Source organism: Pseudomonas frederiksbergensis, assembly GCF_900105495.1.
Classification (GTDB): domain Bacteria; phylum Pseudomonadota; class Gammaproteobacteria; order Pseudomonadales; family Pseudomonadaceae; genus Aquipseudomonas; species Aquipseudomonas frederiksbergensis.
In genome coordinates, this window is record NZ_FNTF01000002.1 from 3666279 (window position 1) to 3691454 (window position 25176).

Here is a 25176-nt window from a genome sequence, read left to right on the forward strand (position 1 = left end):
TCAGTCGATTTTCTTGTTCACGTCCGCCAGCAACGCTTCGATCTCTTTGCGCCGCCCGGCGTCGGCGGTTTCCCGGCCGGGCCTTGGGTCTGCCAGCAGGGCTTTTTGCAGCGCGCCCCGGGCTTCGCTGTAGCGTTTTTGACGGTAGAGGTGATCACCCCAGAAGTACAGACTATCGATGCCGTTCGGGTTCAGTTGCAAGGCCTGCTTGAGCAACTGTTCGGCCTTGTCGGCGTCGCCGAAACCGATGGGCCAGCCCGGTACACGGTCGTACAGCGCGCCGAGGCTGGTGTAGGCCGAGCCTTGCAGGGCTTTTGGGTCCAGGGCCAGGGCTTTCTCCAGGTCGACTTTTGCATCCTTGACCTTGCTCAGCGCACCGAGCCCGCCCTGGGCGCCGGCCCAACTGCTAGAGACGATACCGGACCAGATCCAGGCTTCGGCCACCGATTGGCGTTCGCGAGTGAACGCCGAGGCCTGGCCGGCGAGTTTTTCGAACGCGGCGGTGCGCTGCTCGGCCGGCAGTTCGTATTGAATGTGCGCCCAGCTTTGCTGGATGCCATTGAGACGTTGTTGATCGGCGGCGTCCAGCGCCCAGGCGCTGTGGCTCAAGGCGCCCATCAGCAAGCAGGCAAAGAGTTTTTTCATGGTTTGAGGTTCTCGTTATCAGGTTTCTGACTCAGGCGGCGGATCAGTGGCAACTGCTTGCGCAGGCCGCGATCCACCAGGTTTGGCAACAGGCTGTTCAGGCGTACGAAAAAGCGTTCCGGCCAGCCCAGGTACAAGTCGCGGTGGTCACCGGCAATGGCGTGCATCACCGCCGAGGCGACTGTTTGCGGGTTGTCGACACTGGATTTGAGTGCGTCATTCAAGGCCTGCGCGGCCGGGCTGTTCATGCTGGTGCGGGTGGCACGTGGCGCGACGTACAAGACGCCGACGCGGGTGTCGGCCAGTTCCCGACGCAGAGCTTCGGAAAACCCCCGCAGGGCAAACTTGGTGGCGCAATAGCTGGCGTAACCGGGGTAGCCGATGGAGCCGTAGGTCGAACCGACGTTCACCACCATCGCGCTTTCAGCTTGCTTGAGCAGCGGCAGCAATAGCTTGGTCAGGCAGATTGGCGCGCTGATGTTCACCGCCAGCATGGCGTTGATGTCGCTGTCATCGAGCTGTTCAAGCATGGCGAAGTGATTGACCCCGGCGGCATTGATCAGCAGGTTGATACCGCCGATGGCTTCGGCGGCGGCCAGCACTTTGCGGCGGTCATTGAGGAACGTCAGGTCGGCGCCGATCCAGCACAACTGCTGCGGATAGCGTTCGAGTAACGGCGCCAACGGTTCCCGATGCCGAGCCACCGCCAATACCCGGGCGCCACTGGCACACAAGGCAGTAGTGATTGCCAACCCGATGCCGCCGCTGGCGCCGGTCAACACCACGCGAGTCTCAGACAGGTGCATGCAGGTTCTCCCCGTCGCGTGGCAAACCGCGGAACATGTCGGTGTAAAGCGTGTACACCACTTTGGAGGCGTGAATCACAGCCGCCTGGTCGGCCGGATCATCGAGGGTGTTCATCAGTCGCCGATAGGTCTGCATGTGCTCGATATCCAGCGAACCATGGGAGCTGAGATAGCTGAAAGCGCTTTGCGGCAGGTCCAGGCGTTCGCGGATGCTGTCGGCGGCATGGGTGGCCAGGGCGATGCTGGTGCCTTCAAGCACATTGACCATGCCGAACAGACCGACCGGGTTGTCCCGGGCAATCAGGTCGTAGAGGAAGCTGACCATCAATTCGATCGGCAAGGACGGACGACCGTCGCGCACCGCGTCCTTGTCGCCGCCGCAGGCTTCGATGTCGTCGAGGATCCATTGTTCGTGACCGTATTCGTCCTCGATGTACTCGCCCACCGCTTTACGCAGCCATTCCAGGCGCGACGGCAAACGGGCACCGCACGCCATCATCAGCGGTACGGTGTGGCGCACGTGGTAATAGGCTTGCGCCAGGAAGGCCCGGTAACTTTCCAGGCTGACCTTGCCCTCGAGGGCGTCGCGGATGATCGGCAGATTGAACAGTTCATGGCGTTCGTGTTGCGTGGCTTCTTGCAGCGTATCGAAAAAACTCATGTCGCAGATTCCTCTGAAAAGACAGCTTCAGTCAGTTGCTCGCGGTAACGCTCGACGATGGCGTCCCGGCGCGGACGGCCATTGGCGGTCAGCAGACCGTTGGCGGGTGTGAACGGTTGATCCAGCCGGGTCCAGTGATGGACCTGGGCGTAATCGGGCAAGGCCTCATTGGCCTCGGCCACGGCGGCGGCCAGTTCTTCGTCGGTGCAATCCGGGCGATGGGGCCAGAGCAGCGCGTGGTTGCTTGGCATCGCTTCGCCGTAGACAAAGGCCTGGGCGATATGACGACGCTGGGTCAATTCAGCCTCGACCCATTCCGGGTTCACATTGCGGCCGTAACTGGTAACGAATTGATGCTTCTTGCGCCCCTTGAGGTAGAGAAAGCCTTCGGGGTCGAACTCGCCAAGATCGCCGCTGGGCCACCATTCATCGGTGTGCGGCGCCTCGCCGAGGTAACCGAGCAAGGTCGCCCCCTTGATCAGCACTTCGCCGTCGTCGGCCAGGCGAATGTCCACGTGGGGCAGGGGCCGGCCGACACTGCCGGGGCGGCGCGCTTCTGGTCGATTGAGGCACACCACCGACGCGCACTCGGACAGTCCGTAGCCTTCGTAAACCGGTAGGCCGATCCGGTGCGCTCGGAGCAGCAATTCTTCGCTAACCCGACCGCCACCCACGGCGGCAAAACGCAACGCGTGGGGGCTGAAGGCTTTTTGCTCGGCGGCGCTGACCAGCATCAACAGCAGCTGCGGCACCAGGATCAAACTCTCGGGGACACGGGTGGCCAGGCATCCGAGCAGTCGCGGCACCTCCACACCGCTGGCACCCTGAATGCCCAGGGTTTTCTGGCTGGGCAAGCTTAGCGTCGCGCCGGCATACAGCGCCGCGTAGCAACCCAGATTTTCCAGCAGGATCGCCAGCGGCAGAAGTGCGAGGTGATGCTGTGGGTGGGTGGGTTTGCTGGCCTGATTCAGTTCGCGAGCAACCCGCAGAATGCTTTCGGCGCTCAAGCACACGCCTTTGGGTGTGCCGGTGGTGCCCGAGGTGAAGGTCAGTTTTGCCGTGCCTTCGGGCATCCGGTTCGGGCCGCTGAAGGTGCACCGCCAGAATTCACCGGTTTTTTCGTAACCTGCCATTTGCAATTCCGCTTCCAGTGCTGGCTCGGCAATCACCAGGGCGGCCTGGCTTTGCTTCAGGCAATGTTTGCGTTGAGCCGGGCTGAAAAAAGGTGGCAAGGTCAGGCAGGTCAGGCCTTCAAACAGCACGGCCAGGTCCCAGAGCATGGCTTCGACGCCATTGTCCAGGGCCAGTGCAACTACCTTGACGCTTTCATCGCGCAGACGCTGCTGGCGATACGTCACTTCTGCGTACAGCGTGGCGTAGTCCAGTTTCAGGTGATCGCCCCACAGGGCGATGGCATTGGTCTTGCGTTCGGCATGGCTGCGTAGGGCCTGTTTGAAACGCTCGGTTTCAGGCGACATGGCTGGATTCCTCGATCGACGATGGCAACCCCAGGCGATTGAACATCCCGATATTGCGCAAATGGATGAAGCCGGCGCGGATGTTGCCAACGTGCACCCAGGGCTTGCTCTCGTAGTAACTGCCCCAGCTATGGCGGTCGTCGCCCAGCCGCGCAGGATCGGCGGCGCACAGAGTTACGGGTTTCAAACCCAGACGATGAAAGCTGTTCACCAGGCCGATGTTGCCGGTGAACGCCACCCATTCCAGGCCACCCATGGCCAGCAGGTAAGTGATAGCGATGATGCTCATTCGCGCACTGCCGGTGTCGTTGGCAGCCAGGTTGCCCACCTCGACGATACCCGTGCGGTCTACTGCACAATCGGCTGCAGCACTGATCAGCGGGTCGATCGGCTCGTCCAGGTAACGTTCCAGAAACAGTGGTTCGCTATTTGCCAGCCGCACGCCGGCCACCGCACACAGTTCACCTGACGCGTTGTTCATGCCAAACAGCTCCGGCATGAAATGACGGATGTCGGCACCGTGGGCCTTACGGAAACGTTGCTGGATAAAGGCTTCGAAGACGGGACGCAGGGGTTCGTCCGGCAGGGCTCTGGCCAAACTCATCTGCGATGTTTCGGCTTGTCCCAAATGCAGGGGCAGAGGGATGTTCCAGTTGAAATCGGGCATTGAAAGACGCCTCCCCAAGTAAGTGTGGGAGGAGTATCGGAGGCATTTCTTAACGGAGTCTGAAGGTGGCCGAAAGATCGCTCGGGCCAGTCTTCAGATTGCCTTAAGACTGGGCGGGCAGGGTGGCGCCCATCGGTTCGGCAACACAGCGCAACCGGGCTGCGCGAATGATTCGACAGCCACAATAACGTTCACGAGGCCTGTTATGACCCGCGATGCACTCGCTCACCGGTATGGAAAACTCTCGATCACCTTGCACTGGCTGATGCTCGCGCTGTTTGTCGGCGTGTATGCCTGCATCGAAATCAAAGGGCTGTTGCCAAAGGGACACGCCTTGAAGAGCTTGTTTCTTGGGTTGCACGGCTTGTTCGGGCTGAGCATTTTTGTGTTGGTGTGGGTGCGCTTGCTCGGGCGGCTCACCCCGCGTCCGCCGATTACGCCGACGCTGCCCGTCTGGCAGACAGGCGTTTCGCACCTGATGCACCTGGCGTTGTATGGGCTGATGATCGCCACGCCGTTATTGGCCTGGCTGATGCTGTCAGCAGGTGGCAAGCCGATGCCTTATTTCGGATTTTTCCTGCCTTCGCCGGTGGCGGTCGATCCTGACCTGGCCAAGCAGTTCAAGCATTGGCACGAATTGCTCGGCAGCGCCGGTTACTGGCTGATCGGCTTGCACGCGGCGGCAGGGTTGTTTCATCACTATTGGGTCCGCGACAACACCCTGACGCGCATGCTGCCCGGTCGATCCGGCAATACGGTCAATCAACGTCAGCGCTAATCTCGAACCCGGTGCTGGCCAGGCGCTCGCCGTTCACCAGAATGTGCACGGCGTGTTGACCGGCGTAATGCCGGCGGGTGGTGAGTTCCTTGATCTGCTGGCTACGGGCGATGGACTCGGTCGCTTTGCCGGGAAGGGTTAGCGCCTTGAGCTTGAACACCTTTGCCGAGGTGCTGCCGTTGGCTTTGACGTAATCGATCGCGTAGTCGATCACCAGTCGCTGACTGTCCTGCACCTTGGATTTCACGGTGAAGGACAGGGTGATTTTTTCACCCAGACGAATCACCGCCGGTTCCACCTTCACATCGATGATCTCGACCTCAGGCTTGCCGCCCGCGCCAATGATCGCCAATGCGCGTTGATTGCCTTGTTTGATCAGGCTGCGCAGGGCGTGTTTGGCGATCCATGCCGTGTGTTTGTTGTCCAGTGACCAGCCTTCGATCAGGTCCAGCACCCATTCGGGGTGATCCTTGGTGATGTCGTTGAGGTGGTTGGCCACGGATTTGCGCACGTAGAGGCTGTTGTCGGTCTTGAGGTTGTCGAGGATCGCCGCCGCCAATGTCGGGTCAGCCTGAATCTGTTCCAGTCGAAACGACCATGGCAGGCGCGGTCGGCTGCCTTCGCTGGCCAGACGGCGGACGTGTTCGTTTTCATCCTGGGACCACTCGTGCATGACCGCCAGGGAGCGTTCGATGTCACTGCGCAGGAAATAGCGGATCGCGAATTCCGAGGAACCGAAGGTGGTGAAATATTTCAGCGCCTCCATCGACTGCTCGAAGGCCTGTCCGCCATAGGTCGCAACGTAATGCGGTAATGAAATGCTGACGAAGCCGCTGTTCAGCCGTGGAGCGAGGGCGCGCAGCACTTCAAGCGTCTCTTCATAGCTCAACGGCAGGACCGCGTGCAGGCACTCGCTGACACGGGCCATGCGCTGCATGATGGATAATTCGGCCAGTCCGTCGTTGGCCAGTTTAAGGAAGGACTTGGCGTTGAACGCAGGGTAGACGGCGGTCATCTCGGTGGCGATGTGCTTGAGGCGGTCGGCGTTGAAGATTTCTTTCAGGGCGGGAGCGGGTTGGTCAGCGGCCATTGTGGATTCCTTATGTCGATCGTTCCCACGCTCTGCGTGGGAATGCATCCTGTGACGCTCTGCGTCACGACTTGCGAAGGGACGCGGAGCGTCCCGGGCGGCATTCCCACGCAGAGCGTGGGAACGATCAGTTATGCCTTGCCTGATTCTTCTTCCAGTTGATCCGACTCAAACAATCTCGCCAATTCCGCCCGGGCTTCCTGCGCCGTCTGCAAGACCTTCGCCGCATCGTCATAAATCATGTGCTGGGCCTCAAGCACCTGCTCGTCGTGATGCTTGAAACGCTTGATCCGCGCATCGGCCTGGGCCTGGGTCAGCCCCAGGCCGACCAGCGTGCGCCGGCTCATTTCCAGACTCGAATAATAGGTTTCCCGGATGGCCTCGGCGCCAAGGTCCACCAAGCGATGCACATGCTGGCGGTTCCGTGCCCGGGCGATGATTTTGATGTGCGGGTAGAGTTTGTGCACCAGTTCGGCGGTCTTGATGTTGGTGTCCGGGTCGTCGGTGGCGATGACAAAGTACTCCGCCTGCTCGACCTTGGCCGCACTGAGGATCTCCGGGCGCATCGGGTCGCCGTAGAACACCGGCACACCGCCGAAACTGCGCGACAGTTCGATGGTTTCCACCGAGGTGTCGAGGGCGACGAACTTGATGTTCTGCGCGCGCAGAATCCGCGCAACGATCTGCCCCATACGGCCCATGCCGGCAATCACCACGCGTGGCGTGTCGGTATCGATTTCGCGGAATTTCTCCGGCACCACCACCGGTTGAACCTTGGGGCTGACCAGTCGCGCGCAAATCAGCAACAGCAATGGCGTCACCGCCATCGACAAGGTGATGGTCAGCACCAGCAAGTCGTACAGGTTCGGCTCGAACAGCCCCTGATCGCGGCCAATCTTGAACACCACAAATGCAAATTCACCACCGGCCGCGAGCACGATGCCTAGGCGAATCGCACTGACCTTGCCCAAGCCACCGGCCAACCGACCGACAACGAACAACAGCGGCAATTTGATTGCGATCAGCAGCAGGGTCAGGCCCAGCACCGTGATCGGGGCGCTCAGGAGCAGGCTCAGGTTCGCGCCCATGCCGACACTGATGAAAAACAGCCCCAGCAGCAATCCCTTGAACGGCTCGATTTGCGCTTCCAGTTCGTGGCGGTATTCGGAGTCCGCCAGCAGCAACCCGGCGAGAAACGCCCCCAGCGCCATGGACACGCCGACCAGGTCCATCAGCCATGCCGTGCCCATCACCACCAGCAATGCGGTGGCCGTGGAGACTTCCGGCAAACCGGTCTTGGCCACCACCCGGAACACCGGCCGCAACAGGTATCGGCCACCGATCACCATCACCGCGATGCTGCCCAGCACGCGCAAGCCGTGATTGAGGCCTTCACCCGCGCTGCTGGTGTGATCGCCGCCCGCCAGCAACGGCACCATGGCGATCAGCGGGATAGCGGCGATGTCCTGGAACAGCAGAATCGCAAATGCCAAACGCCCGTGGGGGCTGGTCAGTTCCTTGCGCTCGGCCAGGCTTTGCAATCCGAATGCCGTAGACGACAGCGCCAGGCCCAAGCCCAGAACGATCGCACTGTTCAACGGTTGGCCGAACACGAACAACGCCAGCACACCAATCAGCGTGCCCGTCAGCAACACCTGCGCCAGACCAACGCCGAACACCGATTTGCGCATCACCCACAAACGTCGCGGCGACAGTTCCAGGCCAATGATGAACAGCAGCAACACCACCCCGAGTTCGGATATGTGGCTGACGCTTTGCGGATTGCCAATCAAGCCCAGCACCGACGGGCCGATGATCACGCCGGCAAACAGGTAACCCAGCACCGCCCCCAGTTGCAGGCGCTTGGCCAAGGGAACGGTGAGCACCGCAGCGAACAGAAACACGACAGCGGCTTGCAGCAGGTTGCCTTCATGGGGCATGACAAAAACTCCATTCACTCGGTATGGCGGGGGGACAAGGATAAAGGGTGATGCTTCATGCGTCAGCAATGACAGATAACGATGTTGCCTGGCCTACCGCCATCGCGAGCAGGCTCACTCCCACAATGGTTCTGCGGTGGACACAGTATCTCCGCCCCCTGCAAATAAATGTGGGAGTGCGCCTGCTTGTGGATATCACGCCAGTGGAGCGTTAGCCCGCAAGCAACATTTGGCCATTGAAGGCTGATTGAAATCGCCAGCGGTTCCGGTAAAGCTCGGCGGCGATTTCATTGACTGGATGTCAGGAGCTACCCGTTGGACAAGAAATCCCTCTACCGCAAGGTCAATACCCGCACTTGGGGTGTCTGGCGTAACGAAATTACCGGGCATTACCGGCATCAGCGCAATACCAAGAATGAAATCAACAACGATGCGTCACGGGGTTCGATGCATGGAACTCGCCGGCACGGGTTCGATTACACGCCGTTGTTCCGGTTTCTGCTGTCTCGCGTCGGTAGGCAATGGGATGAGGTTTTCAGCGAAACGGTGGCTCGCCTCGATCGGCCTGAACCGGTGTTCTGGATGGTTGCTTTGCATGAAAACCAAAGGAAAGCGCAGGTGTGTCTGGGAGAGTCGAGCTACTTCAGCGGCTTGTATGTCGATGGTCAAGGGTATCTGCGGATCGTCAATCCTGAGCTGAAAGCCGAGCACATGACGCCAAACTGTCATTGCTGCACCCACACGTTTAACGGCATTCCTTTCGGCCGGCGCAAGGACTGAACGGGTCAATCGACCCGGCTATGACTCATCGATTGTTCACCCAACCGATACTGATTATTCCCACTGCGCTTCGCCTCATACATCGCCAGATCCGCAATATGAATCAACCGGTCCATGCTCGGCGCATGGTCCGGGAACACCGCGACCCCAAGGCTGGTGCCGATGTGTCGTTGATCATTGCCGATGGTCACCGGTGGCGACAGTTCGACGAAGATTTTCTGGCAGATGCTGCGGGCTTCGTCTTGCAGGCTGTTGCCTTGGGGCAGGCCTTGAAGGATGACCACAAATTCATCACCACCAATCGGGGCGACGGTATCCGTTGAACGCAGGATTTTCTTCAATCGCGTGGCGGTGGTGATCAATACCCGGTCGCCGGCGGCATGGCCGTAATGGTCGTTGATTGCCTTGAAACCATTGAGATCGACAAATACCAGCGCAACCCTCGTGGCGCTGATGCGCGCCTGTTCCAGCGCTTCGGACAGACGCTCCTCGAGCACCAGACGATTGGGCAGACCAGTCAGCGGATCGAAATGGGCCAGGTGTTGCAGGTAGCTGGCGGAGGCTTTTTCCTCGGTGATATCGCGTACCACACCCATCATCTTGATCGTTGCATCGTGGTCGTTCTTGACCACATTGCCGGTTTCCCGAAGCCAGCGGATCGTGCCGTCGGGCCACACCACCCGATATTCCTCGTCATGGTTGTCGCCGGTATCCAGGCAGCGCAATTCCCCGGCCCGGACCCTGGCCCGGTCGTCCGGGTGGACACATGAGCAAAACAGCGCGTAGGAGGGCGTTACTTCGTCGATCTTGAAGCCAAACATGCCGTAGATAGCTTCCGACCAGTAGAGCTTGTCGGTGTCGACATCCCAGTCCCATGTGCCGATACGGGCAAAATACTGGCTGCGCTTGAAGCGTTCGGCGTCACCGTCCTGGCGGATGTTTTGTCCGTCAGTCAGGCTGGTGAGCAGCACGCGATACTCGGCCAGCTGCTTTTGCAGCGAGCGCTCGCGACCGATCAAGGCGACGATCAGGGCTAGCATCACTGAGCCGATGGCGGCGCTGGTCCAGTCCACATTCATGCAGGTTTTGCCATCGTGGCGTATCAGCCGTATCGGGAGAGGTGCGCCTATGTTAGTTCACACGGCCCTCGATCAGCAGCCTCTATTACCGGAGGCGCCAAACTTATAGCAGCTCACCCTTGTCCCACAGATGCACCAATTCTCCAGGCGCTTTATCTTCAGGCACCTTCATCACCATCCGGTCGTCCTGTTCGCCGCTGCGGTAGCGCACTTCGATTTGATAGAAGCGCTGATCGCCGCGGCCGGCGGATGAACTCGTCATAGGCAGGCAACCTTCGAGCAACGAGCAGATGCGGCTACGTTGCTCTGCATCGCATTGGGCGAATTCGATCTCTCGGGGGCGGGTCAAGCTGTGGATCGCCGCCATACCGCCCTGGCGGGAGACACAGACCACCGCGTTATCGTCCAGCGTTGGCAAGGTTTTCATTGTTCCTCCAGCGTCAGGTCGACGCCCACTTCAGACCAGCCGTGTCGCACCGCCTCGACTGCCGTTGCACCCAATCCTTGCCCGGCATGCTCGACAGTCAATTGCGCGAAGGCACTGAATGTCGCTTCGCTACTCAGGCGCTTGTCGCACAGCGCGTCGTACCAGATGCGGCCGGTTTTTTCCCAGGCAAAACCGCCTAGCGCCATCGCGGCCAGATAAAACGCCCGATTGGGGATGCCCGAATTGATGTGCACACCGCCGTTGTCTTCCTGGGTAATGACGAACTTGTGCATGTGATCCGGTTGCGGATCCTTGCCGAGCAACGGGTCGTCATAAGCCGTGCCCGGATGGGCCATCGAGCGTAAACCGATAGCTTTGATGCCCGGTGCCAGCAAGTCGGCGCCGATCAGCCAGTCAGCCTCTTCGGCGGTCTGGCCCAGTACATGTTGTTTGATCAGCACCCCGAAAACGTCCGATATCGATTCATTCAAAGCCCCGGACTGGTTGGCATAAACGAGACCGGCTTCGCTTTCGATCACGCCGTGCGTCAACTCGTGCCCGACCACATCCAGAGAGCGGGTGAAACGCTCGAAGATTTCGCCATCGCCGTCACCGAACACCATTTGCGCGCCGTTCCAGAAGGCGTTCTCGTAATCCTGGCCGTAATGCACGCTGCCGACCAAGGCAAAACCCTTGTTGTCGATGGAGTCCCGACCCAGCACCTTCCAGAAGAAATCATAGCTGGCACCCATTGCGTCGTAGGCTTCGTCGACCGCCGGATCGCCGGTTGCCGCCTGACCTTCAAGTCGCACAGGCATACCCGGCAGCAGCATTTTGCCTTGCGCGTCATGAATACTGCGCTGTGCCAGGCCGGGGCGACCGGACAGCGGCAGGATCGCTTTGGCGGGTGGCCGCGATGGCGGGCCGGGATTGTGCCGCAGACGACGGACATGGCTCAGCGTGGCCTGGGCGCTGGAGCGCTGATGGTCGGAACCGTAGGCGATGATTCGGTTGAGGATGTAGGGCGGGATGAAACTGTACAGCGGTGATGAGTCGGTCATCAGAGCATCCTTTCCTGAAACGAAGACGTTATTCATGTGAGCCGGAGGACGGTCTTTCGGTTCCGTGGATTGCCTTGCGCGCCGGTTTCTGCGAAAACCTCCGTCCGCGCCCCAATCACCGGGCGACCGTGAACGAGTAGGAATCATGAACGACGAGTTGCAAATCATTGACCTTGAGCCGGGCGACGGCAAAGCCGCCGTCAAAGGCGCGCTGATTACCACCCAATACCGCGGCTGGCTGGAAGACGGGACAGAATTCGATTCTTCCTACAGCCGGGGTAAACCATTCCAGTGCGTGATTGGCACGGGGCGGGTGATCAAGGGGTGGGACCAGGGGATTATGGGCATGCAGGTCGGCGGCAAGCGCAAATTGCTGGTGCCGGCGCATCTGGCCTACGGTGAACGGACCATGGGCAAGATCACGCCGAACTCGAACCTGATTTTCGAGATTGAATTGCTGGAAGTGCTGACTCGGGATGATTGATTTGTTGGGTGTGGGCTGAAATGGCGAACCCCGCCATCTCAGTTAGAAGAAATGGTGGGGTTTTTATGTTTTCTGGTTTGATTCAGCGAGTCAGGTGAACATTTCAATATCGTCGAGCGTGTCAGCAACTGTGGCTTCAAGTGCAGGGAATTTTCCTTTTACGGAATCAAGGGCGGGCATCACGGCTTGCATTTCAAGCTCACCGAATCTGCGGGCTACATGGCCGAGTGCGGTGATTGCTGCCGCAGCCACCGATTGAGTGCCACTTTCGAGATGTTTCAGGCAAATGGTCTGAGCCCAGGCACTGTCTTGCTCATTTAATCCGATGGAAATCAGCGCGATGATAATGTTCTTTTCTAAGCCGCTATCAAAGAGACCGACTGCTTCGTCATGGCTAATCGACGGATCGTGGTAGATAAGACTCACTGTTTAACTCCCAGGATGTTTCCCTTTATATCGGCTTTTTTTGCCTTGATTAATACATTTTTCATATCTTGATGGAGTTTATTCCATGTTCTGACATGTCCGTGGCTCTATGAACTGCTGGAAGTGCTGACGCGGGATGATTAACCGCTAAGACTGAAAGGTCTCCCGATAGGCATACAAACCCGGTGTTCCGCCGGTCATCACGAACAGCACGTTGTCTCCGGTACGGTAGCGTCCTTGTCTGAGATCGGCCAACAGCCCGGCAAACGCTTTGCCGGAGTACACCGGGTCGATCAACAGGCCTTCGGCGCGAGCCATCAGGCGCACTGCTTCCTGCATGGCTGGCGTTGGCAGACCGTAACCGTCGCCCAACTGACTGCCGTCAATGGCGATCTCTTCAGCCTGAACGACGGCCTTGCTACCCAACAGTGCCAATGCGTCCTGGGTCAATTGCCGGGTTCTGTCCGCTGACGTGTCTCGATCGGACAAAACCGAATAGGACTTGACGATCGAGGTGCCTCGGCCCAGCAACTGGAAGCCCGCCGCGAGCCCTGCGTGAGTGCCGGCGCTGCCGTTGGGCACCACGACCTGATTGAAGCTGAGGCCGAGTTCCGTCTCTTGCTGTGCGATCTCCGCTGCGCAGCGCGCATAACCGAGACTGCCCAGCGGCGTTGAACCACCGGTGGGAATCACCAGCACGTTGCGCCCCAAATCCCGAAGTTGTGCGGCCCGTATTTCGGCCACGGCGAGTGAGTTGCTGCCGCCGGCAAGCACCTGTAGCTGTGCGCCGAACAATTGGTCGAGCAGGACGTTGCCGTTAAGTTCGTAATCCACATCGGTTTTGGGTACCGCGCGGGTCAGAATCAGTTCACAGGCAAGGCCCAGGCGCGCGCACACCGCGGCGGTCAGGCGCGCATGGTTGGACTGAATGCCGCCCACAGTGATCACCGTGTCGACTCCGGCCGCCAGCGCTGCGCCGATGTGAAATTCGAGTTTGCGCAGTTTGTTACCGCCACCGCCAATCAGCATATGATCGTCGCGCTTGAGAAACAGGCCGATTCCCTGCGGCTTCAAGCCCAGCAGGTGTTCGAGGCGTTCAGCGCGCTGAATGGGCGTGGTGCCTTGCAGGAGCTCTGCCCGCGCAAAACAACTCAGTGACGTGTCCAGTAGGGTTTGCATCAATGGAGCCTCGTTGTTCACCTTTAATAATGTGACTCTATGGAGGACGCCCTTCGTGATAAACGCATTGCCGGTTATTACTCCTTTAACCTGATGTACTTAATCAAGCGTTCCGCTTTCTCCCTTCACAAGGCATGGTCATGAGCAAACTCAGGCAAATGGAGGTTTTCGTCGCCGTGGTCGAGGCAGGCAGCTTTGCCGATGCGGCCAGTGATGTCGGGATGTCGGCGGTCATGGTTGGACGGCATATTCAAAGCCTGGAGAAAACCCTCAATACCAAATTGATTCAACGCACCACCCGACGCCAATCCATCACCGGGGAAGGTCGGTTGTTTTATGAAGAAGCCAAGCGGGCACTGGAGCAGGTGAAGTACGCGTTCAGCCGGGTGGAGGCGTCGAACCCGGAGCCCAGCGGACTGTTGCGAATCACCGCACCGATGACCCTCGGCGTGGCATTGGTCGGTCCTCTGGTTTCGGCGTTCATGCAGTGTTATCCGCAGATCCAGGTCGAGCTGATTCTGAGCAACGAAGTGGTGGACCTGTACGAGACGTCATTCGATCTGGCGTTCAGGATTTCCGAACTGATCGGCGTGAATCTGCTGGCCAAGCCATTGCCACCGTATCGAATGGTGATCTGCGCATCGCCCCGGTATCTGGAAAAATGGCAGGTACCTCAGTCCCCCGAAGACCTGCACCGACACAGAATCCTCACCCACACGTCCTGGAGCAATCGTTTTGCCTGGCCTTTGCAAAACGGCGCAAGCGAGGTTCCCTGGCCCGAAGGAGCGGTGTTGAAAAGCAATGACGGCCAAGTGCTGCTGCAGGCGGCCGTGGCCGGAGAGGGGATTTTGATGCAGCCCGATTTCCTGGTGTCGGCCGCGTTGGCCAAAGGCGAACTCGTGCGGATTCTGGACGCCTATGCGCCGCCACCCAAGCCGGTACAGATGGTGTATCCACGCTCGCGAAAATCACTGCCGAAGTTGAAAGCCTTTATCGATTTTGTTGCGCAGCGACTGGCGTGACCGTTGCGTGTTGACGTGGTCTTACGGCAAATCACTAAACAGCGGAATACGCCCGTTAAGCGAAGGCCGGTAATGCCAGGTCAGGCGATCCAACGCAGGTTTTAACGTCAGAATCTCCCTCAAGGTGGCGCAGGCAATACTCAAGGCCAACACCTGCCCCGGACATTGATGCCGCCCCGCACCAAAGGTAAAGCTGCGCCGGTCTGGACGATCCAGAAGAAAGACGTCGGGATGGTCATTGAGCTGCGGATCACGATTGGCCGAAGCCAGCATCACCAGAATCACGTCGCCAGGGTTCAGGCTTACCCCCTCGATTTCACAAGGCGCAGCGACAAACCGGCGGGTGTTCTGCACCGACGGATCGAAGCGCTGAACTTCAGCGATCAAGTCGTCCAAGGATGTCGATTCACTGTGCAACGAGGGGGTTCTAATCAACGCCAACAACGCGTTGCCGATCAGCCCCGCGGTGGCCTCATAGGTCTGGGAAAACAGCCCGATCAGGTTGGCGATCAACGTTTCAGCGTCGCCAGAGGTTGCCGCGAAGCGCTGGCGGATCCCGGCGAGCAGGGCGCTCTGATTGTTCGGGTCATCCAGTAGCTCAATCAAATAGCCGCTCAAGTGTTCCGCCGCTACGTGCGCGGCATCCCGTTGCGCCTGATCGCCGAGGGGCGACAGGCACGCGACGAAATTTACGGTCAGCTCGCTGATAGCGCGGCTTTGAGCCGCAGAGAACCCCAGCAATGCAGCCACCACGCAAACCGGCCCGCGGAACATTGCCTTGTACAACCCATCGGCGTCTGCAGTGATCAGGCGAGCGCCGACGAGCGCATTGACTTCATCTGCATCAATAGACGCCAACCCTGGCTGTATCGCCGACCTCGGGCAACGCTGCCCCTCGCCCTCATTCATCCGCATCAACCGACCGAAGACCTTGCCGGCCATCCCGCCAACTATCGCCTTGGGCACCGGTTCATGGGACGGCCGAACATGACAGTCAGGATGCGCCAGCACTGCCGCAACGGCTCGGGCGCTACTCGCCACCCACACTTTCAGTCCTTGGTGAAAAACCATCCCGCCCTGCGCGCGCAGTTGCGCGTAATAGGGATAAGGATCGGCATGAGTCGCAGCGATGATCGGGTCCATGGGTCGCAGCCTTGTTCGTGGTTGGAAAAGTGTTGCTACTATCTCCAGTCCGAAAGGGCCTTGATTCGTCCGGGAACGAAATATGAACGTAGAACAGCACGACATCGGCGTCTCCCAGGTGGCTGCAGCGATCGCGGAGCCGGCCCGGACGAAAATCCTCTGTTCGCTGATGGACGGCCACGCCCGCACCAGCACTGAGTTGGCGGCGATTGCCGAAGTCAGTGCCTCCACCGCCAGCGCGCATCTGGCCAAACTCAAGGAGTTGGCGCTGGTGCGGCTGCACGTGCAGGGCCGACATCGCTATTACAGCCTGACGGACAAGCGCGTCGCCCAGGCGCTGGAAGCGTTGATGGTGATCGGGCAGAACGCTACGCCGATCTTCAATTCGCGCACCCCGGATCGCCTGCAATTCGCCCGCACGTGTTACGACCACATGGCCGGCACGTTGGCGGTGCTGCTGCATGACCGGATGATCGAAGCGGGGTGGCTGCTGGCAACCGATGAACAGGCTTATCAGTTGAGCCAAAGCGGTGAGGCGTTGTTTGAAGGGTTGGGTATCGAGGTCAAGGATTTGAGCACGCTGCGCCGCCGTTTTGCCTGCCCGTGCCTGGACTGGAGCATGCGCCGCCCGCATCTGGGTGGATCGCTGGGGGCGGCGTTGTTGAAAACGGCGATCACGCGCAAATGGGTAACTCAAGACCTGGACAGCCGCGTGCTGACGTTGACGGCGACGGGATGCAAGGAGCTCAGCAGCCGGTTCGCTGTTGAACTGCCAGTTCAGGTATCGACAACACAAACCGCGCTCACCGAGCCCCGGCGTCGAGCGATCGCCAGGTCTGCACCTTAGCGACTGGCCGAGGCCATCAGCACGCCGAAACCGGCGAAGGTCACACCCGAGACTTTCGCCGCCAGCCAGGAACCTTTCGGACTCGACAACCAGCCTTTGGCAGCATTGGCGAGCAAGGCATAGCTGCCATGCACGAGGATCACCAGCACGCCATAGGAGGCGACCAGTTTGAAAAACTGGGTGGAGAAGTGCGCTGAGGTGTCGATGAATTGCGGGAACACCGCCAGAAAGAAAAACACGGCCTTGGGGTTCAGAAACTGGATCGAAGCCGCTTCCAGGAAGCGGTAGCCCGGGCTTGAGGGACGTGTTTCAAGCAGCGTGTTGAAACCTGCCGAGCGCCAGCTCTTGTAACCCAGGTACAGCAAATAGGCGGCCCCTGCGTATTTCAACGCAGTAAAGGCGTTGGCGGAAGTGCTGAGGATCAGGCCGACGCTGGTGGCACTGATGGCGGCGACGATAAACGCACCCGATGCGATCCCCAGAATGCCCGGCACTGCCCCGGTCCAGCCATGGCGCACCGCGTTGGACAGGGTCAGGACCACGCCAGGCCCCGGGCTCAAAATGGTCAGGGTGGCGAACAATAGAAAGAGTCCGTAGCTGTTCATGTCTTGCTCCGTCAGGTGGCGCTGGCTGCGTGCGAGCAGATTGGCGTGACGACGTGGGCATGACAAACGCTTTAATTGCGCTGCATATGTGACTAAATTAGACACATGATCAATCCACTACCGCCCCTCAATGCTGTTCGCGCCTTTGCTGTTGCTGCTCGCCATCAGAGTTTCAGCCTGGCGGCCGAAGAGCTGCATGTCAGTCACAGTGCCGTCAGCCGGCACATCAAATTGCTTGAGGAGCACCTGGGTGTGCTGCTGTTCGAGCGGCGTGTCCGGCAATCGGTGCTGACGCCGGCGGGTCAACGCTTTTATGAGCAGGTCAGTGCCGGGCTGGCGCAGATTGCCAACGCCACCGCTGCGCTCAAGCAACATGCCTCGCTGCCGACCGTGAAGATCAATGTCCGCCCATCCTTTGCGATGCTGTGGCTAGCGCCCAGACTGGAAGATTTCATCGCGCAGCACCCCGACATCAAGCCGCAAGTGATGACCCAGACCCAGGCACCCGATCATGCCCGCGACGGGTTCGACATCGTCATTCGCCGTGGTCGTGATGACTGGGCACCGGCGATCGAGGCACGAGCGCTCTTCGAAGACGAACTGTTGCTGGTCGCGGCACCTTCGCTGATCGAGCGCCTGGCCCTTGAAGACCTCGCGTCCCTGAGCCGTCACACGTTACTGACCGCCAAGGCGCGTCGCGAAGATTGGCACAACTGGGCCCTGCATTTTGGTCAAGGCCAGTCAGCCTCTCAGGTCACCCGGCAGTTTGACCACATGCACCGGGTGCTTGAGGCCGCCGTGGAAGGACAGGGCATTGCCTTGTGCCCGACCTCTTTGCTGGGCACCCATCTCTCTAGCGGTCGCCTGATTTGCCCATTGCCCGAATTGCGAATGCCGTTGCCGCGTTATTACTACGGTGTCGCGCCTAATGTGACGGCGCAGACACGGGTGTTTGTGGAGTGGTTGTTTGCTCAGATAGAACGGGATGCACTCACGATTATCGGGCGTTATAAAAAGTAGTGCCTGCGGGAATGTTTTTATTGACGAAGGACATGGCCCCGATAGTAACGTCATCACCAATTGAGAGGGTGTCCGCGATGATGCAACTATTTGCCCCGATACTTACGTTATCGCCGATCTTGAGGTCATATTCAGCTAGTCCCATGGTTTTAATGCCAATGGTAGTGTTTTGACGGATAAAGAAGTTTCGGCCGATCCGCACATGGCCAGTGATAACGATCCCAGGCAAATGGCCGATACGAAAGCCGGGGCCTATTTGGGCATCGATATTTATGTCAACTCCGTACTTTAGATTGCTCTTTCTTTCCAGCCGTTTCGCATAAACGCGGCACAAACCTTTGCGAGCATTTAAATACTGCGCCAGTCTGAATATGAACAAGTACCTGAGCGTGTTGCTCTTTCTGGTTCGTTTAAGAATATTGGTGATCAGGCCGATGCGACTTCCTGGTTTTTTCTTGTTTGAAACTTCCGATTTCCAATGCATCGTCAAAGTTTCTAAATTCACGGCGCAGTCCCTAGCCTTCGGCTCTGAAAAATGGGCTAGTTTATCAAGTGAACCAGGGAATGGGTACGGACCCCGAATCGCCATTCCTTGTGCAATAAAAAACCCACCCATCGGCAAAGCGATGGATGGGTTATGTGCCGCTGGGGATCAGGTCCCGTCAAATCAAACCTTGACGATCCAGCCCGCTGGCGCTTCGATGTCGCCGGTCTGTACACCGGTCAGCTCTTTGTAGAGCTTCTGGGTGACCGGGCCGACTTCGGTTTCGCTGTGGAACACGTGCAGTTTGTCGTTGTAGCTGATGCCGCCGATCGGGGTGATCACCGCAGCAGTACCGCAAGCGCCGGCTTCCTTGAAGTCGGACAGCTTGTCGATGAACACGTCGCCTTCGACCACTTCCAGGCCCAGACGCGATTTTGCCAGCTCGATCAACGACAGGCGGGTAATGCCCGGCAGGACCGACGGCGAATTCGGGGTCACGAACTTGTTGTCGTGGGTGATCCCGAAGAAGTTGGCCGAGCCGACTTCTTCGATTTTCGTGTGGGTCATCGGGTCCAGGTAAATGCAGTCGGCGTAGTGGGCTTTCTTGGCCTGGGAACCTGGCATCAGGCTGGCCGCGTAGTTACCACCGACCTTGGCTGCACCGGTGCCTTGTGGGGCGGCGCGGTCGTAGCTGGAGATCAGGAAGTTGTGCGGGGTCAGGCCGCCCTTGAAGTAGGCACCGACCGGGATGGCGAAGATCGAGAAGATGAACTCGGGGGCGGTACGCACGCCGATGTTGTCACCCACGCCGATCACGAACGGACGCAGGTACAGCGCGCCGCCGGTGCCGTAAGGCGGGATGAAACGCTCGTTGGCGCGGACCACTTCCTTGCAGGCTTCGACGAACTGCTCGGTGGACACCTGTGGCATCAGCAGGCGCGCGCAGCTGCGTTGCATGCGGGCGGCGTTCTGGTCCGGGCGGAACAGGTTGATCGAACCGTCCTTGCAACGATAGGCCTTCAGCCCTTCGAAGCATTGCTGGCCATAGTGAAGGGCAGTGGAGCCTTCGCTGATGTGCAGCACATTGTCTTCGGTCAGGGTGCCTTTGTCCCACTCGCCATTACGCCAGTGCGACAGATAGCGCTTGTCTGTCTTGATGTAGTCAAAACCCAACTTGTCCCAATTGATGCTTTCGTTACCCATGACACCCTCTATCGCTTAACAACCGCCGAAACGGTTCAAGGCTTCTGACGTTTTTCTGGATGGGGACAACAATACTTCATTCCGGGCCCATTTCGCAGCCCGCAATTCGTTCCTTTGATCGTTCCCACGCTCTGCGTGGGAATGCAGCCCGGGACGCTCCGCGTCCATAACGCGGTCGCGGAGCGTCCGTTGAGGCATTCCCACGCGGAGCGTGGGAACGATCAGATGAAGCGGTTACAGGTGCAGCGCGTGGCCGAGGGCTCGCAACGCCGCTTCCTGTACCGCCTCGCCGAGTGTCGGATGCGCGTGGATGGTGCCGGCAATGTCTTCCAGCCGGGCGCCCATTTCAAGGCTCTGGCCGAACGCCGTCGACAATTCCGACACGCCCACACCGACCGCCTGCCAGCCGACAATCACATGATTGTCACGCCGCGCCACGACCCGCACGAAGCCGCTTTTCGATTCCAGCGTCATCGCCCGACCATTGGCGGCAAACGGGAAACTGGAAACGATGCAGTCCAGGCCCGCCGCCTTGACGTCGTCCGGGGTCTTGCCGACCACCACCAGTTCCGGGTCGGTAAAGCACACGGCGGCGATGGCGGTCGGGTTGAACTCGCGGGATTTGCCGCTGATCAGTTCGGCAACCATCTCACCCTGAGCCATGGCCCGGTGCGCGAGCATTGGTTCGCCGCTCACGTCGCCAATGGCATACACATTGCGCATGCTGGTCTGGCAGCGGTTGTCGATCTTGATCGCCGAGCCGTTCATGTCCAGGTTCAAACCTTCGAGGTTCCAGCCCTGAGTGTTCGGTTTACGGCCGACGGCGACGAGTACCTGATCGGTTTCCAGGTTCAGGGTGTCGCCATTCGGATCAAGAACTTGCAGTGTATTGCTAGAAGAATCAAAGCCTTGGACGCTGTGCTTCAAGTAAAGCTTCATGCCGAATTTTTTCAGTTCGTCATGCACAGGCTGCGTCAGTTCCGCGTCGTAGGCCGGCAGGATGCGATCCTGAGCCTCGACCACGCTGACCTCAGCGCCGAGCTTGCGATAGGCGATCCCCAGCTCCAGACCGATGTAACCGCCACCGACGACGATCAGCCGTTTCGGCACGGACGTCGGCGCCAGGGCTTCGGTGGAGGAGATGATCGGGCCGCCAATCGGCAGCATCGGCAGGTTCACGCTTTTCGAGCCGGTGGCCAGCACCAGGTGTTCGCACTGAATCCGCGTGTCGCCGACGTCGACGGTTTTGCCGTCGACGATCTTGGCCCAACCTTGAATGACCTGAACCTTGTTCTTTTTCAGCAGCGCCGCCACGCCGGTGGTCAGGCGATCAACGATGCCGTCCTTCCACTCGACACTTTTACTGATATCGAGGGTCGGCGCCGACACGCTGATGCCCAGCGCCGAATGCTGGCTGTGATGCTGCGTCTGGTGAAACTGTTCGGCGACGTGGATCAACGCCTTGGACGGAATGCAGCCGATGTTCAGGCACGTGCCGCCCAGGGATTCGCCTTCGACCAGAATGGTCGAGATGCCCAGCTGACCGGCACGAATCGCCGTCACATAACCGCCAGGGCCGCCGCCGATAATCAGCAGCGTGGTGTTCAAATTCTGCATGTCTTACTCCACAAACAAGGTTGCGGGTTGTTCGAGCAAGCCACGGATGGCCTGGATGAATTGCGCCGCGTCCATGCCGTCGACCACGCGGTGATCGAAGGAGCTGGAGAGGTTCATCATCTTGCGAATCACGATCTGGCCTTTGACGACCATCGGGCGTTCGACGATTTTGTTGACGCCCACGATCGCCACTTCAGGCAGGTTCAGCACCGGGGTGCTGACGATACCGCCCAAGGCGCCGAGGCTGGTCAGGGTGATGGTCGAACCGGACAACTCATCGCGGCTGGCCTTGCCATTGCGGGCAGCGGTAGCGAGGCGCGAAATTTCCTGAGCGCTGTCCCACAGGCTGCGGGTTTCGGCGTGACGGACCACCGGCACCATCAAACCGATGTCAGCTTGGGTGGCGATGCCGACATGCACCGCGCCGAGGCGGGTGATGACCTGGGCTTCGTCGTCGTAACGGGCGTTGATCTGCGGGAAGTCGCGCAGGGCAACGACCAGTGCGCGGACCAGGAACGGCAGCAAGGTCAGCTTGCCGCGGGTCGCGCCGTGTTTTTCGTTCAGGTGAGCGCGCAGTTCTTCCACGGCGGTGACGTCGATTTCTTCGACATAACTGAAATGAGCGGCGCGCTGAGTGGCGTCCTGCATGCGCTGGGCGATCTTGCGGCGCATGCCGATGACCGGGATCTGTTCTTCATCGTTACGCTGGGCGTAAGCGGCGACAGCGGTGGATTGCGGCTGCTGACCTTGAGCCAGATAGGCCTCGAGGTCTTCGTGCAGCACCCGACCGGCAGGGCCGGTGCCACGCACCAGACGCAATTGAATGCCGAGGTCCAGCGCATGTTTGCGCACGGCCGGTGAGGCCAGCGGACGCTCATCCGCTTCGCGAGCGACCATCGGGCCCTGGCATACGGCAGCTCGCGGCGCTGCGGCAACAACCGGTTTGCTCTCGACAGCGGTGGCAACTTTCGGTGCCGACACCGGCGCTTCTTTAACCGGTGCAGGCTGCGCCGACTCTTTAACGTTGCCCGCGCCTTCGACTTCAATGCTGATCAGGATGCTGCCAACCGCCATGACTTCGCCAGGCTGTCCGCCCAGGGCTATCACCTTGCCGTTCACCGGCGAAGGGATGTCGACCATCGCCTTGTCGGTCATGACATCGGCCAGTACCTGGTCTTCGACGACCATGTCGCCGACTTTGACGTGCCAAACCGACAGTTCAACTTCTGCAATGCCTTCACCAATGTCCGGCATTTTAATAACGTGCGTGCCCATTCAGACCTCCATAACCCGATGCAAAGCCGCGCCCACTCGGGACGGACCAGGGAAATACGCCCACTCTTGTGCGTGCGGGTAGGGAGTGTCCCAACCGGTGACGCGTTCGATAGGCGCTTCCAGGTAGTGGAAGCAGTGCTCTTGCACCAGGGCGACCAGTTCGGCGCCGAAACCGCAGGTGCGGGTCGCTTCGTGCACGATCACGCAACGGCCGGTTTTCTTCACCGACTTGACGATGGTCTCCAGGTCCAGCGGCCACAGGCTGCGCAGGTCGATGACTTCGGCGTCTATGCCGGTTTCTTCAGCCGCCACTTGCGACACGTAAACGGTGGTGCCGTAAGTCAGGATGGTCACGTCCTTGCCCGGACGGGTGATCGCGGCGACGTCCAGCGGCACGGTGTAGTAACCGTCCGGCACTTGCGCGGCCGGGTGTTTCGACCACGGGGTAACCGGGCGTTCGTGGTGACCGTCGAACGGGCCGTTGTACAGGCGTTTTGGCTCGAGGAAGATCACCGGGTCATCGTTTTCGATGGAGGCGATCAGCAAGCCTTTGGCGTCGTAAGGGTTGGACGGCATCACCGTGCGCAAACCGCAGACCTGGGTGAACATCGCCTCGATGCTCTGGCTGTGGGTCTGGCCGCCGTAGATGCCGCCGCCGCAAGGCATGCGCAGGGTCATCGGGGCGGTGAACTCGCCGGCCGAGCGATAACGCAGGCGGGCGGCTTCGGAAATGATCTGGTCCGACGCCGGGTAAACGTAGTCGGCGAACTGGATCTCGGCCACCGGCCGCAGACCGTAGGCGCCCATGCCGACGGCGACGCCGACGATGCCGCTTTCGGAGATCGGCGCGTCGAATACGCGGGAGGTGCCGTACTTGTTCTGCAGGCCTTCGGTGCAACGGAACACGCCGCCGAAGTAGCCGACGTCCTGGCCGAACACCACGACGTTGTCGTCACGCTCAAGCATCACATCCATGGCCGAGCGCAGGGCCTGGATCATGGTCATGGTGGTCGTGGTCATGGCGGTTTCCAACTCGATATTGTTGTTGTGATCGTTCATGTCAGATCCCCAACTCTTGACGCTGGCGCTTCAAGTGCTCCGGCATCTCTTTGTAGACGTCTTCGAACATGGTCGCGGCGCTCGGAATCTGGCCGCCGGCGAGGGTGCCGTACTGCTCGGCTTCTTTCTGTGCGGCGATCACTTCGGCTTCCAGTTCGGCACTGACGGCGACGTGTTCCTCTTCGGACCACTGACCGATTTTCACCAGATGCTGCTTGAGACGCGCAATCGGGTCGCCCAACGGGAAGTAGCTCCAGTCGTCGGCAGGACGGTATTTGGACGGATCATCAGAAGTCGAGTGCGGGCCGGCGCGGTAGGTGACCCATTCGATCATGGTCGGGCCGAGGTTGCGGCGGGCGCGTTCGGCGGCCCAGGCAGAGGCGGCGTAGACCGCGACGAAATCGTTGCCATCGACCCGCAGGGAGGCAATGCCGCAACCGACGCCACGACCGGCGAACGTGGTGGCTTCACCACCGGCAATCGCCTGGAACGTGGAGATCGCCCACTGGTTGTTGACCACGTTGAGGATCACTGGCGCACGGTAAACGTGGGCGAAGGTGAGGGCGGTGTGGAAGTCGGATTCAGCGGTAGCGCCGTCGCCGATCCAGGCCGAGGCGATTTTGGTGTCGCCCTTGATCGCCGAGGCCATGCCCCAGCCCACGGCTTGCACGAACTGGGTGGCGAGGTTGCCGGAAATGGTGAAGAAGCCGAAGTCTTTGACTGAATACATGATCGGCAGCTGACGGCCCTTGAGCGGATCGCGCTCGTTGGACAACAGCTGGCAGATCAGGTCCACCAGCGGCACTTCGCGCGCCATCAGGATGCTTTGCTGGCGGTACGTCGGGAAGCACATGTCATCGACGTTCAGCGCCAGGGCCTGGCCGCTGCCGATGGCTTCTTCGCCAAGGCTCTGCATGTAGAACGACATTTTTTTCTGACGCTGGGCGACCACCATGCGGTTGTCATAGATCCGCGTCTTGAGCATGGCGCGCATGCCTTTGCGCAGGATCTCTGCCGGCACGCCTTCAGCCCAGGGACCGAGGGCATTGCCCTCGTCATCGAGGACGCGAATCAGTCCCTTGGCCAGATCAGCGGTGTCGGCCGGTTCAACGTCGATTGGGGGTTTGCGCACCGTGCCGGCGTCGGTCAGACGCAGGTAGGAGAAGTCGGTTTTGCAGCCTGGACGGCCCGATGGTTCGGGAACGTGCAGTTGCAGCGGTTCGTACGCTTGGTTCATGGCTTCTACGCTCGATCTTGTGAATTTCTTGTAGTGAGCTGACCGTCATTCTTCGGTGAAAGAAATCTTGTCCTACAACAATCATAGGCCGGGCCAAGAAGAATATTTCTCTCTGTTTCATTGCGCTGGTGATCATTTGAGGATAAAAAATCTGCATAAACAT

At 59.7% G+C, this 25176-nt stretch carries 26 protein-coding genes; 6 read left to right on the top strand and 20 right to left on the bottom strand.

Translation table 11 applies throughout. From position 1 onward, the window contains the following. The 5 genes from BLW70_RS17430 to BLW70_RS17450 are packed head-to-tail and all read right to left on the bottom strand — an operon-like array spanning position 1 to position 4257. Positions 1-645 carry a tetratricopeptide repeat protein gene (locus BLW70_RS17430; RefSeq protein ID WP_074875966.1) on the bottom strand — a complete coding sequence of 215 codons (645 nt, stop codon included), beginning with the start codon at positions 643-645 and terminating at the stop codon, positions 1-3. Then, entirely contained in the window at positions 642-1451 is an 810-nt protein-coding gene (locus BLW70_RS17435) for an SDR family oxidoreductase (protein ID WP_074875968.1), read from the bottom strand. Before BLW70_RS17435 ends, BLW70_RS17430 begins: the two co-directional genes overlap by 4 nt. Next, positions 1438-2112: an iron-containing redox enzyme family protein gene (locus BLW70_RS17440; protein WP_074875971.1), complete on the bottom strand. Its 675-nt coding sequence runs from the start codon at positions 2110-2112 to the stop codon at positions 1438-1440. Before BLW70_RS17440 ends, BLW70_RS17435 begins: the two co-directional genes overlap by 14 nt. Then, the gene (locus tag BLW70_RS17445; RefSeq protein ID WP_074875973.1) at positions 2109-3590 is read right to left on the bottom strand and encodes an AMP-binding protein; all 1482 of its coding nucleotides are present in this window, start codon (positions 3588-3590) and stop codon (positions 2109-2111) included. Before BLW70_RS17445 ends, BLW70_RS17440 begins: the two co-directional genes overlap by 4 nt. Continuing rightward, entirely contained in the window at positions 3580-4257 is a 678-nt protein-coding gene (locus BLW70_RS17450; RefSeq protein WP_074875975.1) for a thermostable hemolysin, read from the bottom strand. The genes BLW70_RS17445 and BLW70_RS17450 overlap by 11 nt, the downstream gene beginning before the upstream one ends. A gap of 205 nt (positions 4258-4462) precedes the next feature. Between BLW70_RS17450 and BLW70_RS17455 the strand changes: the two genes are divergently transcribed. Further along, positions 4463-5035, top strand: coding sequence for a cytochrome b (locus tag BLW70_RS17455; protein WP_074875977.1), 573 nt, complete (start codon positions 4463-4465; stop codon positions 5033-5035). Here the strand turns inward: BLW70_RS17455 and BLW70_RS17460 are convergent. Together BLW70_RS17460 and BLW70_RS17465 are read right to left on the bottom strand one after the other, a co-directional pair. After that, a complete protein-coding gene (locus BLW70_RS17460) occupies positions 5016-6125 on the bottom strand; it encodes a DNA alkylation repair protein (RefSeq protein WP_074875979.1) in 1110 nt (369 codons plus the stop codon). The genes BLW70_RS17455 and BLW70_RS17460 overlap by 20 nt on opposite strands. Before the next feature lie 131 nt (positions 6126-6256). Then, positions 6257-8065, bottom strand: coding sequence for a monovalent cation:proton antiporter-2 (CPA2) family protein (locus BLW70_RS17465; protein WP_074875980.1), 1809 nt, complete (start codon positions 8063-8065; stop codon positions 6257-6259). A gap of 315 nt (positions 8066-8380) precedes the next feature. On the opposite strand from BLW70_RS17465, the gene BLW70_RS17470 reads away from it, so the two are divergent. Then, the gene (locus BLW70_RS17470) at positions 8381-8845 is read left to right on the top strand and encodes a hypothetical protein (RefSeq protein WP_074875982.1); all 465 of its coding nucleotides are present in this window, start codon (positions 8381-8383) and stop codon (positions 8843-8845) included. 5 nt (positions 8846-8850) lie between these two features. Here BLW70_RS17470 and BLW70_RS17475 read toward each other — a convergent pair whose 3' ends face one another. From BLW70_RS17475 to BLW70_RS17485, 3 genes are all read right to left on the bottom strand, one after another. Then, entirely contained in the window at positions 8851-9924 is a 1074-nt protein-coding gene (locus BLW70_RS17475; protein ID WP_074875984.1) for a sensor domain-containing diguanylate cyclase, read from the bottom strand. Between the two features lie 103 nt (positions 9925-10027). Then, positions 10028-10351, bottom strand: coding sequence for a protealysin inhibitor emfourin (locus tag BLW70_RS17480; RefSeq protein WP_074875986.1), 324 nt, complete (start codon positions 10349-10351; stop codon positions 10028-10030). Beyond that, positions 10348-11412: a M4 family metallopeptidase gene (locus tag BLW70_RS17485; protein WP_074875987.1), complete on the bottom strand. Its 1065-nt coding sequence runs from the start codon at positions 11410-11412 to the stop codon at positions 10348-10350. The genes BLW70_RS17480 and BLW70_RS17485 overlap by 4 nt, the downstream gene beginning before the upstream one ends. Positions 11413-11557: 145 nt before the next feature. Between BLW70_RS17485 and BLW70_RS17490 the strand changes: the two genes are divergently transcribed. Beyond that, on the top strand, positions 11558-11896 hold the full coding sequence (locus BLW70_RS17490; RefSeq protein WP_074875989.1) for an FKBP-type peptidyl-prolyl cis-trans isomerase: 339 nt from the start codon (positions 11558-11560) through the stop codon (positions 11894-11896). A gap of 90 nt (positions 11897-11986) precedes the next feature. Here the strand turns inward: BLW70_RS17490 and BLW70_RS17495 are convergent, their stop codons facing one another. Together BLW70_RS17495 and BLW70_RS17500 are read right to left on the bottom strand one after the other, a co-directional pair. Next, positions 11987-12322 carry a hypothetical protein gene (locus BLW70_RS17495; RefSeq protein WP_074875991.1) on the bottom strand — a complete coding sequence of 112 codons (336 nt, stop codon included), beginning with the start codon at positions 12320-12322 and terminating at the stop codon, positions 11987-11989. A 147-nt stretch (positions 12323-12469) separates the two neighbouring features. Continuing rightward, positions 12470-13501: a D-cysteine desulfhydrase family protein gene (locus BLW70_RS17500; RefSeq protein ID WP_074875993.1), complete on the bottom strand. Its 1032-nt coding sequence runs from the start codon at positions 13499-13501 to the stop codon at positions 12470-12472. Positions 13502-13641: 140 nt separating this feature from the next. Here BLW70_RS17500 and BLW70_RS17505 point away from each other — a divergent pair, with 140 nt between their 5' ends. Then, positions 13642-14523 (top strand): LysR substrate-binding domain-containing protein, encoded by an 882-nt coding sequence (locus tag BLW70_RS17505; protein ID WP_074875995.1) that lies wholly within the window; start codon positions 13642-13644, stop codon positions 14521-14523. A 21-nt stretch (positions 14524-14544) separates the two neighbouring features. Here the strand turns inward: BLW70_RS17505 and BLW70_RS17510 are convergent, their stop codons facing one another. Then, positions 14545-15666 (bottom strand): cytochrome P450, encoded by a 1122-nt coding sequence (locus BLW70_RS17510; protein WP_074875997.1) that lies wholly within the window; start codon positions 15664-15666, stop codon positions 14545-14547. Between the two features lie 82 nt (positions 15667-15748). On the opposite strand from BLW70_RS17510, the gene BLW70_RS17515 reads away from it, so the two are divergent. Then, on the top strand, positions 15749-16513 hold the full coding sequence (locus tag BLW70_RS17515) for an ArsR/SmtB family transcription factor (protein ID WP_074875999.1): 765 nt from the start codon (positions 15749-15751) through the stop codon (positions 16511-16513). Here the strand turns inward: BLW70_RS17515 and BLW70_RS17520 are convergent. Next, positions 16510-17118 (bottom strand): LysE family translocator, encoded by a 609-nt coding sequence (locus tag BLW70_RS17520; RefSeq protein WP_008149720.1) that lies wholly within the window; start codon positions 17116-17118, stop codon positions 16510-16512. The two genes, BLW70_RS17515 and BLW70_RS17520, sit on opposite strands and share 4 nt — an antisense overlap. A 105-nt stretch (positions 17119-17223) precedes the next feature. On the opposite strand from BLW70_RS17520, the gene BLW70_RS17525 reads away from it, so the two are divergent. Further along, positions 17224-18138 carry a LysR substrate-binding domain-containing protein gene (locus tag BLW70_RS17525; RefSeq protein WP_074876002.1) on the top strand — a complete coding sequence of 305 codons (915 nt, stop codon included), beginning with the start codon at positions 17224-17226 and terminating at the stop codon, positions 18136-18138. Here the strand turns inward: BLW70_RS17525 and BLW70_RS17530 are convergent. From BLW70_RS17530 to BLW70_RS17560, 6 genes are all read right to left on the bottom strand, one after another. Then, positions 18116-18643 (bottom strand): serine acetyltransferase, encoded by a 528-nt coding sequence (locus BLW70_RS17530; RefSeq protein ID WP_074880639.1) that lies wholly within the window; start codon positions 18641-18643, stop codon positions 18116-18118. The genes BLW70_RS17525 and BLW70_RS17530 overlap by 23 nt on opposite strands. A gap of 162 nt (positions 18644-18805) precedes the next feature. After that, positions 18806-19825, bottom strand: coding sequence for a branched-chain amino acid aminotransferase (locus BLW70_RS17535; RefSeq protein WP_074876004.1), 1020 nt, complete (start codon positions 19823-19825; stop codon positions 18806-18808). Between the two features lie 234 nt (positions 19826-20059). After that, positions 20060-21442 (bottom strand): dihydrolipoyl dehydrogenase, encoded by a 1383-nt coding sequence (lpdA, locus tag BLW70_RS17545; protein WP_074876007.1) that lies wholly within the window; start codon positions 21440-21442, stop codon positions 20060-20062. A gap of 3 nt (positions 21443-21445) precedes the next feature. Further along, the gene (locus BLW70_RS17550; protein WP_074876009.1) at positions 21446-22717 is read right to left on the bottom strand and encodes a dihydrolipoamide acetyltransferase family protein; all 1272 of its coding nucleotides are present in this window, start codon (positions 22715-22717) and stop codon (positions 21446-21448) included. Continuing rightward, positions 22718-23776: an alpha-ketoacid dehydrogenase subunit beta gene (locus tag BLW70_RS17555; RefSeq protein ID WP_074876011.1), complete on the bottom strand. Its 1059-nt coding sequence runs from the start codon at positions 23774-23776 to the stop codon at positions 22718-22720. 1 nt (position 23777) lies between these two features. Further along, positions 23778-25013, bottom strand: coding sequence for a 3-methyl-2-oxobutanoate dehydrogenase (2-methylpropanoyl-transferring) subunit alpha (locus BLW70_RS17560; protein WP_074876013.1), 1236 nt, complete (start codon positions 25011-25013; stop codon positions 23778-23780). Positions 25014-25176 lie beyond the last annotated feature (163 nt).

Bases quoted from the DNA above. Each gene is read 5' to 3' on its own strand.
- BLW70_RS17430 (WP_074875966.1), bottom strand. From the start codon at position 645: ATGAAAAAACTCTTTGCCTGCTTGCTGATGGGCGCCTTGAGCCACAGC.
- BLW70_RS17435 (WP_074875968.1), bottom strand. From the start codon at position 1,451: ATGCACCTGTCTGAGACTCGCGTGGTGTTGACCGGCGCCAGCGGCGGC.
- BLW70_RS17440 (WP_074875971.1), bottom strand. From the start codon at position 2,112: ATGAGTTTTTTCGATACGCTGCAAGAAGCCACGCAACACGAACGCCAT.
- BLW70_RS17445 (WP_074875973.1), bottom strand. From the start codon at position 3,590: ATGTCGCCTGAAACCGAGCGTTTCAAACAGGCCCTACGCAGCCATGCC.
- BLW70_RS17450 (WP_074875975.1), bottom strand. From the start codon at position 4,257: ATGCCCGATTTCAACTGGAACATCCCTCTGCCCCTGCATTTGGGACAA.
- BLW70_RS17455 (WP_074875977.1), top strand. From the start codon at position 4,463: ATGACCCGCGATGCACTCGCTCACCGGTATGGAAAACTCTCGATCACC.
- BLW70_RS17460 (WP_074875979.1), bottom strand. From the start codon at position 6,125: ATGGCCGCTGACCAACCCGCTCCCGCCCTGAAAGAAATCTTCAACGCC.
- BLW70_RS17465 (WP_074875980.1), bottom strand. From the start codon at position 8,065: ATGCCCCATGAAGGCAACCTGCTGCAAGCCGCTGTCGTGTTTCTGTTC.
- BLW70_RS17475 (WP_074875984.1), bottom strand. From the start codon at position 9,924: ATGAATGTGGACTGGACCAGCGCCGCCATCGGCTCAGTGATGCTAGCC.
- BLW70_RS17480 (WP_074875986.1), bottom strand. From the start codon at position 10,351: ATGAAAACCTTGCCAACGCTGGACGATAACGCGGTGGTCTGTGTCTCC.
- BLW70_RS17485 (WP_074875987.1), bottom strand. From the start codon at position 11,412: ATGACCGACTCATCACCGCTGTACAGTTTCATCCCGCCCTACATCCTC.
- BLW70_RS17490 (WP_074875989.1), top strand. From the start codon at position 11,558: ATGAACGACGAGTTGCAAATCATTGACCTTGAGCCGGGCGACGGCAAA.
- BLW70_RS17500 (WP_074875993.1), bottom strand. From the start codon at position 13,501: ATGCAAACCCTACTGGACACGTCACTGAGTTGTTTTGCGCGGGCAGAG.
- BLW70_RS17505 (WP_074875995.1), top strand. From the start codon at position 13,642: ATGAGCAAACTCAGGCAAATGGAGGTTTTCGTCGCCGTGGTCGAGGCA.
- BLW70_RS17510 (WP_074875997.1), bottom strand. From the start codon at position 15,666: ATGGACCCGATCATCGCTGCGACTCATGCCGATCCTTATCCCTATTAC.
- BLW70_RS17515 (WP_074875999.1), top strand. From the start codon at position 15,749: ATGAACGTAGAACAGCACGACATCGGCGTCTCCCAGGTGGCTGCAGCG.
- BLW70_RS17520 (WP_008149720.1), bottom strand. From the start codon at position 17,118: ATGAACAGCTACGGACTCTTTCTATTGTTCGCCACCCTGACCATTTTG.
- BLW70_RS17525 (WP_074876002.1), top strand. From the start codon at position 17,224: ATGATCAATCCACTACCGCCCCTCAATGCTGTTCGCGCCTTTGCTGTT.
- BLW70_RS17535 (WP_074876004.1), bottom strand. From the start codon at position 19,825: ATGGGTAACGAAAGCATCAATTGGGACAAGTTGGGTTTTGACTACATC.
- lpdA (WP_074876007.1), bottom strand. From the start codon at position 21,442: ATGCAGAATTTGAACACCACGCTGCTGATTATCGGCGGCGGCCCTGGC.
- BLW70_RS17550 (WP_074876009.1), bottom strand. From the start codon at position 22,717: ATGGGCACGCACGTTATTAAAATGCCGGACATTGGTGAAGGCATTGCA.
- BLW70_RS17555 (WP_074876011.1), bottom strand. From the start codon at position 23,776: ATGAACGATCACAACAACAATATCGAGTTGGAAACCGCCATGACCACG.
- BLW70_RS17560 (WP_074876013.1), bottom strand. From the start codon at position 25,013: ATGAACCAAGCGTACGAACCGCTGCAACTGCACGTTCCCGAACCATCG.